Annotated in this window: 14 protein-coding genes; 1 reads left to right on the forward strand and 13 read right to left on the reverse strand. The window is 61.5% G+C overall.

Going from position 1 to position 14,173, the window contains the following annotated elements; genetic code table 11:
- Positions 1-61: 61 nt before the first annotated feature.
- From ACZ1HK_RS08560 to ACZ1HK_RS08580, 5 genes are all read right to left on the reverse strand, one after another.
- Positions 62-2,236: an RNA degradosome polyphosphate kinase gene (locus ACZ1HK_RS08560; RefSeq protein WP_472628356.1), complete on the reverse strand. Its 2,175-nt coding sequence runs from the start codon at positions 2,234-2,236 to the stop codon at positions 62-64.
- A 30-nt stretch (positions 2,237-2,266) separates the two neighbouring features.
- A complete protein-coding gene (locus ACZ1HK_RS08565; protein ID WP_472628357.1) occupies positions 2,267-2,944 on the reverse strand; it encodes a DnaA/Hda family protein in 678 nt (225 codons plus the stop codon).
- Entirely contained in the window at positions 2,944-4,032 is a 1,089-nt protein-coding gene (locus ACZ1HK_RS08570; protein ID WP_472628358.1) for an AI-2E family transporter, read from the reverse strand. The genes ACZ1HK_RS08565 and ACZ1HK_RS08570 overlap by 1 nt, the downstream gene beginning before the upstream one ends.
- A 134-nt stretch (positions 4,033-4,166) precedes the next feature.
- On the reverse strand, positions 4,167-4,928 hold the full coding sequence (locus ACZ1HK_RS08575) for an alpha/beta fold hydrolase (RefSeq protein WP_472628359.1): 762 nt from the start codon (positions 4,926-4,928) through the stop codon (positions 4,167-4,169).
- On the reverse strand, positions 4,925-5,524 hold the full coding sequence (locus tag ACZ1HK_RS08580) for a DsbA family protein (RefSeq protein ID WP_472628360.1): 600 nt from the start codon (positions 5,522-5,524) through the stop codon (positions 4,925-4,927). The genes ACZ1HK_RS08575 and ACZ1HK_RS08580 overlap by 4 nt, the downstream gene beginning before the upstream one ends.
- Positions 5,525-5,638: 114 nt before the next feature.
- Between ACZ1HK_RS08580 and ACZ1HK_RS08585 the strand changes: the two genes are divergently transcribed.
- The gene (locus tag ACZ1HK_RS08585; protein WP_472628361.1) at positions 5,639-6,667 is read left to right on the forward strand and encodes a ribose-phosphate pyrophosphokinase; all 1,029 of its coding nucleotides are present in this window, start codon (positions 5,639-5,641) and stop codon (positions 6,665-6,667) included.
- On the opposite strand, the gene ACZ1HK_RS08590 is transcribed toward ACZ1HK_RS08585, so the two are convergent.
- From ACZ1HK_RS08590 to ACZ1HK_RS08625, 8 genes are all read right to left on the reverse strand, one after another.
- A complete protein-coding gene (locus ACZ1HK_RS08590) occupies positions 6,664-7,254 on the reverse strand; it encodes a hypothetical protein (protein WP_472628362.1) in 591 nt (196 codons plus the stop codon). The two genes, ACZ1HK_RS08585 and ACZ1HK_RS08590, sit on opposite strands and share 4 nt — an antisense overlap.
- Before the next feature lie 94 nt (positions 7,255-7,348).
- Positions 7,349-7,699, reverse strand: coding sequence for an H-type lectin domain-containing protein (locus ACZ1HK_RS08595; RefSeq protein WP_472628363.1), 351 nt, complete (start codon positions 7,697-7,699; stop codon positions 7,349-7,351).
- A 151-nt stretch (positions 7,700-7,850) separates the two neighbouring features.
- Positions 7,851-8,249, reverse strand: coding sequence for a F0F1 ATP synthase subunit epsilon (locus ACZ1HK_RS08600; RefSeq protein ID WP_472628364.1), 399 nt, complete (start codon positions 8,247-8,249; stop codon positions 7,851-7,853).
- A 50-nt stretch (positions 8,250-8,299) separates the two neighbouring features.
- A complete protein-coding gene (gene atpD / locus ACZ1HK_RS08605) occupies positions 8,300-9,721 on the reverse strand; it encodes a F0F1 ATP synthase subunit beta (RefSeq protein ID WP_472628365.1) in 1,422 nt (473 codons plus the stop codon).
- Between the two features lie 19 nt (positions 9,722-9,740).
- Positions 9,741-10,619 carry a F0F1 ATP synthase subunit gamma gene (locus tag ACZ1HK_RS08610; protein WP_472628366.1) on the reverse strand — a complete coding sequence of 293 codons (879 nt, stop codon included), beginning with the start codon at positions 10,617-10,619 and terminating at the stop codon, positions 9,741-9,743.
- Between the two features lie 254 nt (positions 10,620-10,873).
- On the reverse strand, positions 10,874-12,409 hold the full coding sequence (gene atpA / locus ACZ1HK_RS08615; protein WP_472628367.1) for a F0F1 ATP synthase subunit alpha: 1,536 nt from the start codon (positions 12,407-12,409) through the stop codon (positions 10,874-10,876).
- Between the two features lies 1 nt (position 12,410).
- Complete coding sequence (locus ACZ1HK_RS08620; protein ID WP_472628368.1) at positions 12,411-12,971, reverse strand: F0F1 ATP synthase subunit delta; 561 nt, start codon at positions 12,969-12,971, stop codon at positions 12,411-12,413.
- A gap of 345 nt (positions 12,972-13,316) precedes the next feature.
- A complete protein-coding gene (locus tag ACZ1HK_RS08625; protein ID WP_472628369.1) occupies positions 13,317-14,126 on the reverse strand; it encodes a methyltransferase domain-containing protein in 810 nt (269 codons plus the stop codon).
- Positions 14,127-14,173: the final 47 nt, after the last annotated feature.

Here is a 14,173-nt window from a genome sequence, read left to right on the forward strand (position 1 = left end):
CCCCTCAGGCCCGGATGCCCGCGTTTTGTGGCACGGCCTCCGCGCCCCGGTCAATCACCGGTCAGTCATCACCATGGGTCAATTCGGGCACATCCTTCGCCCCGGCAGATCCCCGGCCTGACAGCGATGGGTTTTCCATGAAAAAGCGGTGGCAGGAGAACGGGTTCTCAATCTGGCTAAGGTCGGGCCGCTCGAACGAGCCATCCCCGCGCAAGACCCAGCTTTGCGCCACATCCGCGAGGTTCGCGGCCATGATCTGGCCCACGATCTGCGCCTTCACGGTGGCGTTTTTGCACTCCACCAGAGTCTCCACCCGGCGGTTGAGGTTGCGGCCCATCCAATCGGCGGAGGAGATGAAGACCCGCGCCTTTTTGGCGGGAAGTCCGTGCCCATTGCCGAAACAGACGATCCGCGAATGCTCAAGAAACCGGCCCACAACCGATTTCACCCGGATATTCTCGGACAGCCCCTTAACACCGGGGCGCAACCCGCAAATCCCGCGGATAACGAGGTCGATCTGCACGCCCTTCTGGCTCGCATCATAAAGCGCATCGATCACGTCAGGCTCGATCAGCGAATTCATCTTGGCCCAGATCATCGCGGGCTTGCCCGCCTGTGCGTGCTCGGCCTCCGCCGCGATCCGCTCCAGCAACGTGGATTTCATCGAAATCGGCGAAATCGAAAGGTTTTCCAGGTTCGCAGGCTCGGCATATCCGCCGATATAGTTGAACACCTTGGTCGCATCGCGCCCCAAGGCGGCATCGCAGGTGAACAGGCTCAGGTCGGTGTAAATGCGCGCGGTAATGGGGTGGTAGTTGCCGGTGCCATAGTGGGTGTAGGTGACAAGGCGGTCTCCCTCGCGTCGGACCACCGTGCTGATCTTGGCATGGGTCTTGTAGTTGATGAACCCGTAGACCACATGCGCGCCGGACCGTTCCAGTTTGCGCGACTGGCGGATATTGGCGGCCTCGTCAAAGCGCGCCTTCAACTCCACCAAAGCAGTGACGGATTTGCCGTTCTCGGCCGCCTCACACAAAGCCTCCACGATGGGGCTCTCATTCGACGTCCGATAAAGCGTCTGCTTGATCGCCACCACATTGGGGTCCCGCGCCGCTTGGGCCAGAAAGCGGATGACCATATCGAAGGTCTCGTATGGGTGGTGCAGCAGCATATCCTTGGACTGGATCGCCGCGAACATATCGCCGTCATGGTCCTGCACCCGTTCCGGCACGCGCGGTGTGAACGATCGCCACAGCAGATCAGGCCGGGTGTCGGTGACGAGTTCCTTGAGTGAGACAAGGCCGATCATGCCTTTGACCTCAACCACCTCATCTCCACTGACATGCAGTTCATCAAGGATTTCGCGCGCCAGTTTCTCGGGCGCACCCTCACTGATCTGCAGGCGCACCACCTCTCCCCGGCGGCGACGCTTCAGCGCGGTCTCGAATTCGCGGACGAGGTCTTCGGCCTCTTCCTCGACTTCCAGATCGCTGTCACGCAGCACGCGGAACAGACAGGTGCCGCTCACATTATAGCCGGGGAAAAGTGCGTTGATGTTCAGCAACAGCAACTCTTCCAGCGGCAGATACCGCGCCTTGCCGTCCTCGGCCTCCAGCGGAAGGAAACGGTCGATCTGACCCGGGATCGGCAGCAGGGCCTGAAGCTGCCGTCCGTCCCGGTCACGCTTCATTTGCAGCGCGAGGGCGATGCCTTCATTCGGGATGAACGGGAAGGGATGCGCCGGGTCGATGGCAAGCGGTGAGAGAACCGGAAAGACCTGCTCCAGGAAGAAATCCGCAAGATGCGCCTTGTCGGCCTCGGTCAACGCATCCCGGGTGACGACGGTGATCCCCTCGGCTTCCAGCTCCGCGCGCAGGCCGGTGAACACCTCCTGCTGGCGGACCATCAGGGCCCGCGCATCGGCGTTGATCAGCTTCAACTGCTCCGCCGGTGTGCGCCCATCGGCGGCGGGCGTCAGGTTGCCCTCCTGCGCCAGCTCGCGCAGGCCCGCCACACGCACGGTGTAGAATTCATCTAGGTTGCCCGCGGAGATCGAGACAAAGCGTACCCGCTCCAACAAAGGCACACGGGGGTTCGCGGCCTCTTCCAGCACGCGCCAATTGAACGCCAGCCAAGACAATTCCCGGTTGAAGAACCGCTTGGGGCCTTCAATGTCGTCGGCCATCAGGTCCAGAGGCGCGCAGATGGGCGCATTGAGGAAGTCAGCGAAGCTCATGGATGCGTGCAATACCTTGGGTTTGTGGCTTCAGGATGACGGATCACCGGCTACATCCGCAAGGGCTGCACGGATATGGGCCATGTTGACGGGCTTCTTCTCGCTCAACGCCAAAGCATCGGCGCGTTTGATCAAGGCCGTGATCGCCGCGAAATCGCGCGGCATGCGGGCGGTGATATGGCTCAGCATATTGGGGGTCAGGCCCATGTTGCGGTCAGCGGCCTGTTTGACAAGGACCATCATCAAAAGCTGATCATCGGGCGGGTCGATATGCGCGAGCCCCGCCTGCGCCATGCGGCTGGCAAGATCCGGCAGGCGCAGGCCCCAGCGGCTGGGGGCCGTGGCGGCGGTGAAAAGCAGCGGGATGCCCTCGGCCACACAGGCATTGTGAAGGTGAAACAACCCCTCCTCGGCCACGGCATCCCCCGCGACCGCCTCGCAGTTTTCCAACACTAGGGCGGGCGGCAGATCGGTGAGGTCGTGCGACGCATCCGCCGCCACGATCCGCGCACCCGACTGCGCGGCCCAGACATGGGCGAGGTGCGTTTTGCCTGCGCCGGGTGCACCCGTCAGGACCATCTTGCCGTGTGGCCAATCCCTCCAGCCGTCGATCAGCGCAACAGCACTCATATTGGCCGCGCTGACGAAAAAGTCGTCACGCCCCATCGCCGGGCGCGGGGGCAGATCAAAGGTCAGTTGCCGGGGCATTACTCTGCGTCGCTGTCCTGGCTGCTTCGGGCTTCAACACCGCGATACAACAGCCCTTGCTGGTAACGCTCGATGAAATAGCGCACCAGCACGCCAATGGCCGCCGCCACCGGTACGCCGACCAGTAGGCCCACAAAACCGAACAGCGCGCCAAAGGCGGACAAGGAAAACAGCAACCAGACCGGGTGCAGGCCAACGGACGAGCCTACCAATTTCGGGGTCAGGACATTGCCCTCGATCATCTGGCCGATCTGGAAGATCGCGGCCACCACGATGATCATCCACCAATTGTCCGCGCCCCAGAACTGGAACAGCGCAAGGCCCACGGCCAAAAGCCCGCCCACCAGCGCACCGACGTAAGGAATGAACGTCAACAGCCCCGCGACAAGCCCGACCACCAGCCCGAATTGCAAGCCCACAACCATCAGGGCGATGGCGTAGAAGGCCCCCAGGATGAGGCAGACCGTGCCCTGGCCGCGAATGAAACTGGCCAACGTCCGGTCGATCCGGGCGGCGAGATCCCGGATCACCGGGGCGTGGTCACGCGGCAAAAGGTCGTCGATCCGCGCGACCATCCGGTCCCAGTCCAGCAGCATGTAGAAAGCCACCACAGGCACAACGACCATGAAGACCAGAACGTTGATCACACCGGCAGCCGAGCTGAGGACGGTCTGCAAAAGCTCCGCCCCGCGCTCCTGGATCGTTTCACCGATATTGGCCAGCGACTGGCGAATGGGCGAGGCTTCGTTGATCAACTCGGGGAAGCGTTCCGTCAGAAAGCCGCGCAGATTCTCGAAAATGCCGGGGGCCGCGGCGATCAGGTCGCTGGTTTGCTGAACCAGAAGCGGGATTACAATCAAGGCCGCCAATACGACGATCAGGATCAGGAAGACGAAGATGACGGCCGTCGCCAAAACGCGCGAGGCGCCCATCTTTTCCAGCCGGTCTGCGATTGGGTCCAGGAAATAGGCAATCGCCCCGCCAACAAGGAACGGCATGATCACATCACCAAGCAGATAAAGCACCGCAAGGAAAACGAGGGCGGCGATGCCCCAGTAGATCATCTGTTGCCGAACGGGCAGTGCCATGGAATGCGCCTTTCTGTTGAGGTTCTAGATGCGTCACCCGCGGCTGCGGTGCAAGGGGCTGCGTCGCGCGCACGGGGGCCAGCCCCCGTCCTGCGGACTCCCCCAGGCATATTTCGGGAACAAAGAAGGGCGGGTCAGAGCGTGGCGAGGAAATGCCGGATCTCGGACGCCACGGCCTCTGGATGTGTGATCGGCGCCATATGGCTGGCACCCTCAATCCGGGCGCGGGCAGCGCGGGGCAGATCAGCGGCCAGGCGCGTGTTGATCTCGGCAATCACCGGCGGGGATTTTGTGCCTTCAAGAAGCAGGGTCGGGAGGGTCAGCGCGCGCAAGCGCGGCAGCAGGCGCGCGCCGTCATGGACAAGCGCGGGCTCCGTCGCCTCAGGGATCCAGATGCGGTCAGTGATGTAGCGTTGCTGCGCGGCGGGCAGATCATCGAAGGCCTCCGTGCCCCAAAGGCCAAGGAAGATGCGCGCGGCCTCGTCCAGGTCGCCCTCAGTCATGGCCGTGGCTAGCGGCGCAAAATGCGCATCATGGGCGGCGCGACCGGGGCCATCGGCGGCACAGAACAGCACCGGCTCGATCAGCGTGAGGGATCGCACCCGCGCGGGCGCCTCGATGGCGAGGCGGAGGGCGAGTGTGGCGCCGAAACTGTGGCCGATCAGGTGCACTGGGGCGTCTGGAAAATGGCGCATCGCGCCCTCGGACGCCTGATCGTGAAAGTCACGGTTGCGATCAGCCTCGGGCCCCGCGCCATGGGCCAGAAGATCGGGCGCGATCATCGACAGGCGGTCACCCAGATGCCGCGCAACACCCGCCCAGGCCCGGCCATGGGCCAGGGTGCAGTGGAGCAGGACGGCATGCTCGGCCCCCTGCCCCCAGTGCCGGACGCTCACAATTTGCCGGCGAGGAACAGGTCGAGGTCCGCTATCCGATCCTGGCCCCAGAATTTCTCGGACCCATCAACGATGTAGAAAGGCGCACCAAAGGCTCCGGCGCTGACCGCATCTTCCAGGTTCCGTGCATATTCCTCGGCCCCCGCCAGCATCCCGCTATCGGCCAGCGCTCCGTCAAAGCCCGCCTCTTCCAATGCGGCGCGGATGACATCATCCTCGCTGATGTCCTGCTCATCCGCCCAAACGCGGCGCGTGAGCGCATGGACAAGCGCGCCCAAATCTCCACCGCCCGCTTTCGATGCGGCGATGAAAGCGTAAGACGATGGCGCCGGGTTCGTCGGCCAGAACGCGGGTTGCAGGTTCATCTTCATGCCCAGTTTCGCCGATTGGCGGCGCATTTCCTGCAGGCGCATCTCTTTGCGGCTTTCGTGGCGGTCGGCGGGCTTCACGCCGCCTGTCCGCCCAAACAGCGCAATAATGTCGAGCGGCTTGTAGGTGATCGTCGCGCCATGATTGGCTGCGACCTCCTCCATCCGGGTACCGGCGAGGTAGGTGTAGGGTGAGATCGTCGAAAAATAGTAGTCGATATGTGGCATGATGCGCCCCCTTTTGGCTTGGCGGATAAGTGGAGCGGGTGTTAGGGGGTGTCAACTGTATACAGGGGGGCCGCGTGGGGACGGGCCGATACCTTGGCCAGAGGGGACAGATCAATGGCTGCACAAGACCCGAAACTCATTTCCGGCAATGCAAACAAGAGCTTGGCGGATGCCATCGGCAAGCGGATGACGATGCATCGTGGGATGCAAGTGGGCCTGGTCGATGCCCGGGTCGAGCGATTCAACGATGGCGAGATTTTTGTCGAGGTGTTCGAGAATGTCCGGGGCGAGGACATGTTCATCATCCAGTCGACATCGAAGCCCGCCAACGACAATCTGATGGAGCTTCTGATCATGGCCGACGCCCTGCGCCGGTCCTCGGCATCCAGGATCACCGCGGTGATCCCCTATTTCGGCTATGCCCGTCAGGATCGCCGTACCAAGGCGCGCACGCCGATCAGCGCCAAGATGGTGTCGAACATGATCGTCGCAGGCGGGATCGAACGGGTCCTGACGATGGACCTGCACGCGGCCCAGATCCAGGGCTTTTTCGATATTCCGGTCGATAACCTCTACGCCTCGCCGATTTTCGCCCTCGACATCCTGCACCAATTCGGCGGCGACATGTCCGACGTGATGGTCGTCTCCCCCGACGTGGGCGGCGTGGCCCGCGCGCGCGAGCTTGCCACCCGGATCGGCGCGCCGCTGAGCATTGTGGACAAACGTCGGGAAAAGGCTGGCGAAGTGGCCGGAATGACCGTGATCGGCGATGTGACAGGCAAGAAATGTATCATCGTTGATGACATCTGCGATACCGCCGGCACGCTCTGTAAAGCCGCTGAGGTGCTGATGGAGGCTGGCGCCACCGAAGTGCATTCCTACATCACCCACGGCGTGATGTCCGGCCCGGCGGTAGAGCGTGTGACCAACTCCGTCATGAAATCGCTGGTGATCACCGACACGATCGAAGCCACCGAACACGTGGAAAACTGCGCCAATATCCGCGTGGTTCCGACCGCGCCCATGTTCGCACAGTCGATCCTGAATATCTGGAACGGCACGTCGGTGTCATCGCTGTTCGACACGGCCTCGCTGGTGCCGATCTACGAAGGGCTCTACCCCAAGGGCATGTGGGGGCGCTAAGCGCGCCGCCACACCGACAAGATCACCAAGTAAATGGTCTGCCAGCCGCAGAACAATGCCAGAAGCCATGGCACGGCAAGGGCGTCGTCGGAACTGGCCCACAACAGTGCGAAGGCAACACCGACCGCCCAGAGGGTCGGGACCACTAACAGGCTCGCCAACAATTTCATCTTCGCCAGATAGGGCCGGAACATGACAATCGGCGCCCCCAGGATCAGCGCACCGACCGGGCTCCCCACCAGATAGGACAGGACGTACTGGTTCGACGCATTGTCGAAAAACAAGATAGCCGCGTAGAACGCAGCACTCATGCCTATGATTGATCCTACGAACCAAAGGGCCGCATGGCGCAGATCATAGTCCAGCCGCCACAACCCGAACCCGGCGCCTGCAACGCCAAAGCAAAGGCCTGCCGTCAGTCCCAGGATCGACAAAAACCCAACGAGCGTGTCCTGCAGAAAGCTGATCTGTTCAAGGAATTGCACCCCCGGCTCCACCGCGAAGGCCGAGATCACGCCCGAAACCAGCCCGACCAGCACCGCTGGCGCCGCTTGCGTCATCCAGTCGATTAAAGTGTCACCCGCCATGGTTGCCGATCCTCCCGAATGCGATTCGAGATTGAACGTAGTTCATTTTTGAACGATGTTCAAAGTGACGTGGCGTCACACGGTTTGCTGCGGATCAATCGACGTCCCAGAAATCGTCATCCGGCAACTGCCCGATGGCCATCCAATCCGCCCGAATGCGGGCCACTCGGCTGTCACCCCAGGTGCGGAACACAAGGCTGAACCCCTTGGTCGTGATCTTCTCGGCCCGAAGATCCGCACGCTGGTTGGTATCGCCGCCCATATCCCACATGGAGATCGAGACATGGACCATCGGCGGCTCCAGATAAGGCTCCGCGAATTCGACCTTGGTCACCGACTCGCGCGGGCCTTCACCGGACCACATCGGCCCATTGTTGGAGAAGTCGGAAAACAGAACGCTCGACCCTTGGTCGACGGCGACGGAATTGGATTGGAAACGTTTCATGGCACTGACGAAATTACACTTTCGCTGTTTGTAAGCTGAAACCTGCGGCAATGTTGAGAAAAAGAATGGCGTAGGCCATGAATTCGCGCCGGATAAACAAAAAGGCCCTCAGCTTTGCGCCAAGGGCCTTTCGCAATTCATATTGTGGCGCTTATCGGCCGACGATTGCATCCAGCGTCGCGGTCAGGTCGGCATGGTATTTCGCCGCCACATCCGCCGCGGCCTCACTCGCCTCAGCCTTCTTGGCCTCGGAGGCCGAGATCAACTCTTCCACCAACTCGCCCGTGACTTCCTCGATCGGCAGCGCACGTTCCGCCAGGATCGTGGCAGACGGACCCGCGACATCGGCAAAGCCACCCGTCACGAAGTACGATTTCTCACCGTCCGCACCCGACACCTTCAGCACGCCGGGGCGCAGCGTGGTGATCATCGGCGCGTGGTCAGGCATCGCGGTCAGGTCGCCATCGGCGCCGGGGATCTGAACCTCCGACACTTCCATCGAGGCCAGGCGGCGCTCGGGGCTGACGAGATCAAATTGCATGGTTGCCATGATGGCCTCCGGTTTTCGGTGTGACGGGCCGGCGAACCGGCCCGCTTAAATCAGGCAGCCTCGGCTGCCATCTTCTCGGCTTTGGCGATCACGTCGTCGATGCCACCCACCATGTAGAAGGCCGCTTCGGGCAGATGGTCGTATTCACCTGCCACAACCGCCTTGAACGAACGGATCGTGTCTTCGAGGGCGACCTGCACACCGGGCGAACCGGTGAACACTTCGGCCACGTCGAAGGGCTGCGAAAGGAAACGCTGGATCTTCCGGGCGCGGGCCACGGTCAGCTTGTCCTCTTCCGACAGTTCGTCCATCCCGAGGATGGCGATGATGTCCTGCAGCGACTTGTAGCGCTGAAGGATACCCTGCACGGCAAACGCCACTTCGTAGTGTTCTTCACCCACAACGCCCGGATCCATAAGACGCGAGGTCGAGTCGAGCGGGTCCACGGCGGGGTAGATCCCCAGCTCCGAGATCGCGCGCGACAGAACGGTCGTGGCATCAAGGTGCGCAAACGAGGTTGCTGGCGCGGGGTCGGTCAGGTCGTCTGCAGGCACGTAGATGGCCTGCACCGAGGTGATGGAGCCCTGCTTGGTCGAGGTGATGCGTTCCTGCATCGCGCCCATGTCGGTCGCCAGCGTCGGCTGATAGCCCACAGCCGAAGGAATACGGCCCAGAAGGGCGGACACTTCGGAACCGGCCTGCGTGAAGCGGAAGATGTTGTCGACGAAGAACAGAACGTCCGTACCGGACTGGTCACGGAACTGCTCGGCCAACGTCAGACCCGACAGGGCCACACGCATACGCGCACCCGGAGGCTCGTTCATCTGACCGTAAACCAGCGCCACTTTGGACTGGGTCAGGTCTTCCATGTTGATAACGCCGGACTCGATGAATTCGTAGTACAGGTCGTTCCCCTCACGGGTCCGCTCCCCCACACCCGCGAACACCGAGAAGCCGGAGTGCACTTTGGCGATGTTGTTGATCAGTTCCTGAATAAGAACCGTCTTGCCCACGCCGGCACCGCCGAAGAGGCCGATTTTACCGCCCTTCGCGTAAGGCGCCAGAAGGTCCACAACCTTGATGCCGGTCACGAGGATCTCGGACTCGGTGGACTGCTCCTGGAAGTCAGGCGCCTCCTGGTGGATCGCACGGGTCTCGGTCGCGTCAATCGGGCCACGCTCGTCGATGGGCTCACCCACAACGTTCATGATCCGACCCAGCGTGCCGTTGCCCACGGGCATCACGATGGGGCCGTCCGTGTCGGACACTTCCTGACCACGCACAAGGCCCTCGGTTGCGTCCATGGCGATGGTGCGCACGGTGTTTTCACCCAGGTGCTGCGCCACTTCCAGAACCAGCCGCTTGCCGTTGTTGTCCGTCTCAAGCGCGTTGAGAATTGCGGGCAGGTGTTCGTCGAACTGCACGTCAACGACGGCGCCGATGACCTGCGTAATTTTACCGACTTTTGCCATGTCTAAGTCTCCGGTTCCGTTAGAGCGCTTCCGCGCCCGAGATAATTTCGATCAGCTCGTTGGTGATGACAGCCTGACGCGAGCGGTTGAACTCGATGGTCAGCTTGTCGATCATCTCGCCGGCATTGCGCGTTGCGTTGTCCATCGCGCTCATCCGGGCGCCCTGTTCGGACGCTGCATTTTCCAGAAGGGCTGTGAAGATCTGCGTGGCGATACCGCGTGGCAGAAGGTCTTCCAACACCGCCTCTTCCGAGGGTTCGTAGTCATAAAGCGTGCCGCTGTCGGCGTCTTCGCCCGCATCCTCGAACGAGGCCGGGATCACCTGCGTCGCGGTCGGGATCTGGCTGATCACGCTCTCGAAGCGGTTATAGAAGATCGTCGCGACGTCGAACTCGCCTTCGTCAAACCGGCCCAAGACGTCCGACGCGATGTCAGCCGCATTGGCATAGCCGATGCGCTTGACGTCGCTCAGATCAACGTGGCCGACCATATGCGCCGACAGATCACGCTTCAGCTGCTCCCGGCCCTTCTTGCCGACCGTCAGGATCTTGACGGTCTTGCCTTCGGCTAACAGCTTTTGCGCGTGCTGGCGCGCCAGACGGGCGATGGACGAGTTGAAGCCACCGCACAGACCACGCTCGGCGGTCATGACCACCAGCATGTGCACGTTGTCTTCACCCGTTCCGGCCAACAGCTTCGGCGCGCCTTCCGACGCCCCAACGGCAGAGGCCAGGCCGCCCATCACGGCGTTCATCCGGTCCGCATAGGGACGCGCAGCCTCCGCCGCTTCCTGCGCACGGCGCAGCTTTGCGGCGGCGACCATCTGCATCGCCTTGGTGATCTTGCGGGTCGACTTGACCGACTCGATCCGGTTTTTCAGGTCCTTAAGGCTCGGCATTCATATCCGCCCTTCACTCAGCTATCCCACATCGCAACGGCAACGATCAAAAGCACACTCGCAATCCCAAAGATCGCCCACTCTTTTCGTCGCCCCCGCCGATGCAATTTCCATTCGTCGTTCGTCATCTCGAAGGGCACATATTGCCCAAGTCGCATCGCGCAAATTCCGCGCCGCCTAGGACAAGGTGAGGTTCCCTCACGTATCCTTCTGCATTCGAGACACCGGTATACCTTCTTCACAGTCCCTTTCGATCAGGCGAAATCAGCCGAATAGGCGTCGAGCACGGCTTTGATCGTGTCAGCAGCCTCACCCTTCACCTTCGGGTCTTCCGTGGTGATCCAATCCAGCAGATCCTGATGCTTCGACCGCAGGAAGGTGATCAGGCCCTGCTCATAGCGGCCCACATCACCCACCGGCAGATCATCAAGGTAGCCGTTGGTGCCCGCAAAGATGACCACAACGATTTCCGCGTTGGTCAGCGGCGAGTATTGCGGCTGCTTCATCAGCTCCGTCAGACGCGCGCCACGGTTCAGCAGCTTCTGCGTCGAGGCGTCGAGGTCTGAGCCGAACTGCGCGAACGCCGCCATCTCACGGTACTGCGCCAGTTCCAGCTTCACCGGGCCAGCCACCGACTTCATTGCGTTGGTCTGCGCGGACGAGCCCACACGAGACACCGACAGACCGGTGTTCACAGCCGGGCGGATGCCCTGGAAGAACAGTTCCGTTTCAAGGAAGATCTGACCGTCGGTGATCGAGATCACGTTGGTCGGAATAAAGGCCGAAACGTCGCCGCCCTGGGTCTCAATCACGGGCAGAGCCGTCAAAGAGCCCGAGCCATTGTCTTCGTTCAGTTTCGCCGAGCGTTCCAGCAGGCGCGAGTGCAGGTAGAAAACGTCACCCGGATAGGCTTCACGTCCGGGCGGACGGCGCAGCAGCAGGGACATCTGACGATAGGACACAGCCTGCTTCGACAAGTCATCATAGATGATCAGCGCGTGCTTGCCGTTGTCGCGGAAATATTCCGCCATCGCGGTTGCGGCGTAGGGTGCCAGGAACTGCATCGGCGCGGGGTCGGATGCGGTTGCGGCCACAACGATCGAGTATTCGATCGCGCCGGTCTCTTCCAGCTTCTTCACCAGCTGCGCCACGGTCGACCGCTTCTGACCCACAGCCACGTAGATGCAGTAGAGCTTCTGGCTCTCATCCGTCGCGGCGTCGTTGTAGGTTTTCTGGTTCAGCATCGTGTCGAGCGCCACAGCGGTCTTGCCGGTCTGACGGTCGCCAATGATCAGCTCGCGCTGGCCACGGCCAATCGGGATCATCGCGTCAATGGCTTTCAGACCCGTCGCCATCGGCTCGTGCACCGATTTACGCGGGATAATGCCGGGCGCTTTCACGTCGGCCACGCGACGCTCTTCCGCCTCAACGGCGCCTTTGCCGTCCAGCGGGTTGCCCAGACCGTCCACAACACGGCCCAGCAGACCCATGCCAGCCGGCACGTCCACGATCGAATTCGTGCGCTTGACGGTGTCGCCTTCTTTAATCTCGCGGTCGGTGCCGAAGATCACGACGCCCACATTGTCGGATTCGAGGTTCAGGGCCATGCCTTGAATGCCACCGGGGAATTCGACCATCTCACCGGCCTGAACATTGTCGAGGCCGTAGACCCGCGCAATACCGTCACCCACGCTCAGAACGCGGCCGACTTCGGCAACCTGCGCGTCCTGACCAAACGACTTGATCTGCTCCTTGAGGATCTGAGAAATCTCAGCTGCTTGGATCGCCATGTTATCCGACCTCTTTCATCGTGTTCTGGAGTGCGTTGAGCTTGGAGCGGATCGACGTGTCGATCATCTTCGAGCCAACTTTAACAACAAGACCGCCGATGATACCCTCATCGACGGTCGCTTTCAGGTTCACGGATTTGCCGACAGACGCTTTCAGCGACTTGGCCAGCTTATCCAGTTGTGTCTTGGTCAGGGCCTTGGCCGACGTCACTTCCGCCGTCACCTCGCCCTTGTGGTCCGCAATCTTGGCGCGCAGCTCTGCAAGCAGCGCTGGCAGCACGAACAGGCGACGCTTGGACGCCATCAGGCGCAGCGTGTTGCCGGTGATCGCGTTCAAACCCATCTTGTCGGCCACGCCGCCAATTGCGGACGCCGTTTCCTCACGCCCGTAGATGGGTGAGTTGATCAGGTCGCGCAGGTCGGCGCTGCCCTCAAGGGCCGCGTCCAATGCATCAATGTCGGATTCCAGCGCGGGGAGCGCCTTGTCCTCAGACGCCAATTCAAACATTGCAGTCGCATACCGCGCAGCAATGCCGGTCGAGATCGAAGCTGGTTCGCTCACGAAGACCCCTTTCGTATACGTCGCGCCCGAAAGGCGCGCTCCATTTGGACGTGTGCCCGGGTCGGTTGGCAGCGACGCTGTCCCCGGGCAATCCCTGTCGTGACGGCGCTCGGCCATCACTCCCCTGTGAATTCGGGCGGGGTGTAGCAGAGGGTTTGCGATGCTGCAACAGGGTGTGCGAAAGCCCCTTCAGGTTGAAAGAGCGCCTTGTTTCAAAGGGTTGAAGGCACATCACGTCGCTGCGGCGCTTTGCCCGCGCAAAAGGTGCGGCACATTGGCTCGATTCTTGGGCGATTTGTCGTGGCACAGCGGCAATATTTGAGGTTTAGGCACAGTGCTCAGGCCTCAGGTGCTTGGCTTAAAGGCGATCTGGCTGACATAGGACATGAACCCAAAAAACGTCTTGGCGGACACCCTCCGCCGCGCTTCTGCCTTGAGGGCCACCGCCGTTTCCGCAAAAAGCGTGCCTTCTTCAACCATACGGTCGGCGCCGCGATCTATCACCGTCAGAAAGTAGGCGGCCTCACCTTCCGCCACATATCCATGCCCTCTGGACACGCCAAGCTGGAAACCGGCCTTGGTCAGAAGCCCGGTGATCTGGCGCATGATCCAAAGGTTGGTGACATTCTGGTTGATCATAAATCGGACAAGCTGGTCCACAGGGTCGAAATCCGCAATCTGCGCCGTCGCCGTGCTGTAGTCGCCATCGCATATCGCCAGAACCCCGCCCGGCTTCAGAATGCGAAACGCTTCTTCCACCACCTCTTCCGGACCGGGGACGTGACACAGCAAGGTGTGCATCAACACCAGATCGAAGGAGGCATCCTCAAAACCCGTCTGCTTCGCGTCCCCAATGGCGAAACTCAAACGCGGGTCATCGCCAAAAGTCTTTTTCGCCCGTGCAACCATCACCGGCGAGGGCTCCAACCCATGCGCGTTTGATGCGCCAGCAAGATCGAGCAGATCCTTCGTCACATGGCCGGTGCCGGACCCAAGTTCCAGCGCACGAGCATTACCCGGCAGATTCAGACCGCTGAGATAGTCTTTGCGAATGGCGATCTGCGCCGGCTCCAAACAGCGGGCCTCCATCGCGGCAGCAATCCGTTCTTGAAGTGCCGCATCCTGCGCGCCGAGGTCGGAATAGGGGTCGGCCATGGAGTCCTTCGCTCAGGTTAACGCCAGCAAAATACACCGTGCCAACC

Source organism: Gymnodinialimonas sp. JB5-7 (genome assembly GCF_055693405.1).

What these genes read in the sequence shown, in the direction of transcription:
- ACZ1HK_RS08560 (WP_472628356.1), bottom strand. Translation starts at nt 2,236, where the DNA reads ATGAGCTTCGCTGACTTCCTCAATGCGCCCATCTGCGCGCCTCTGGAC.
- ACZ1HK_RS08565 (WP_472628357.1), bottom strand. Translation starts at nt 2,944, where the DNA reads ATGCCCCGGCAACTGACCTTTGATCTGCCCCCGCGCCCGGCGATGGGG.
- ACZ1HK_RS08570 (WP_472628358.1), bottom strand. Translation starts at nt 4,032, where the DNA reads ATGGCACTGCCCGTTCGGCAACAGATGATCTACTGGGGCATCGCCGCC.
- ACZ1HK_RS08580 (WP_472628360.1), bottom strand. Translation starts at nt 5,524, where the DNA reads ATGCCACATATCGACTACTATTTTTCGACGATCTCACCCTACACCTAC.
- ACZ1HK_RS08585 (WP_472628361.1), top strand. Translation starts at nt 5,639, where the DNA reads ATGGCTGCACAAGACCCGAAACTCATTTCCGGCAATGCAAACAAGAGC.
- ACZ1HK_RS08590 (WP_472628362.1), bottom strand. Translation starts at nt 7,254, where the DNA reads ATGGCGGGTGACACTTTAATCGACTGGATGACGCAAGCGGCGCCAGCG.
- ACZ1HK_RS08595 (WP_472628363.1), bottom strand. Translation starts at nt 7,699, where the DNA reads ATGAAACGTTTCCAATCCAATTCCGTCGCCGTCGACCAAGGGTCGAGC.
- ACZ1HK_RS08600 (WP_472628364.1), bottom strand. Translation starts at nt 8,249, where the DNA reads ATGGCAACCATGCAATTTGATCTCGTCAGCCCCGAGCGCCGCCTGGCC.
- atpD (WP_472628365.1), bottom strand. Translation starts at nt 9,721, where the DNA reads ATGGCAAAAGTCGGTAAAATTACGCAGGTCATCGGCGCCGTCGTTGAC.
- ACZ1HK_RS08610 (WP_472628366.1), bottom strand. Translation starts at nt 10,619, where the DNA reads ATGCCGAGCCTTAAGGACCTGAAAAACCGGATCGAGTCGGTCAAGTCG.
- atpA (WP_472628367.1), bottom strand. Translation starts at nt 12,409, where the DNA reads ATGGCGATCCAAGCAGCTGAGATTTCTCAGATCCTCAAGGAGCAGATC.
- ACZ1HK_RS08625 (WP_472628369.1), bottom strand. Translation starts at nt 14,126, where the DNA reads ATGGCCGACCCCTATTCCGACCTCGGCGCGCAGGATGCGGCACTTCAA.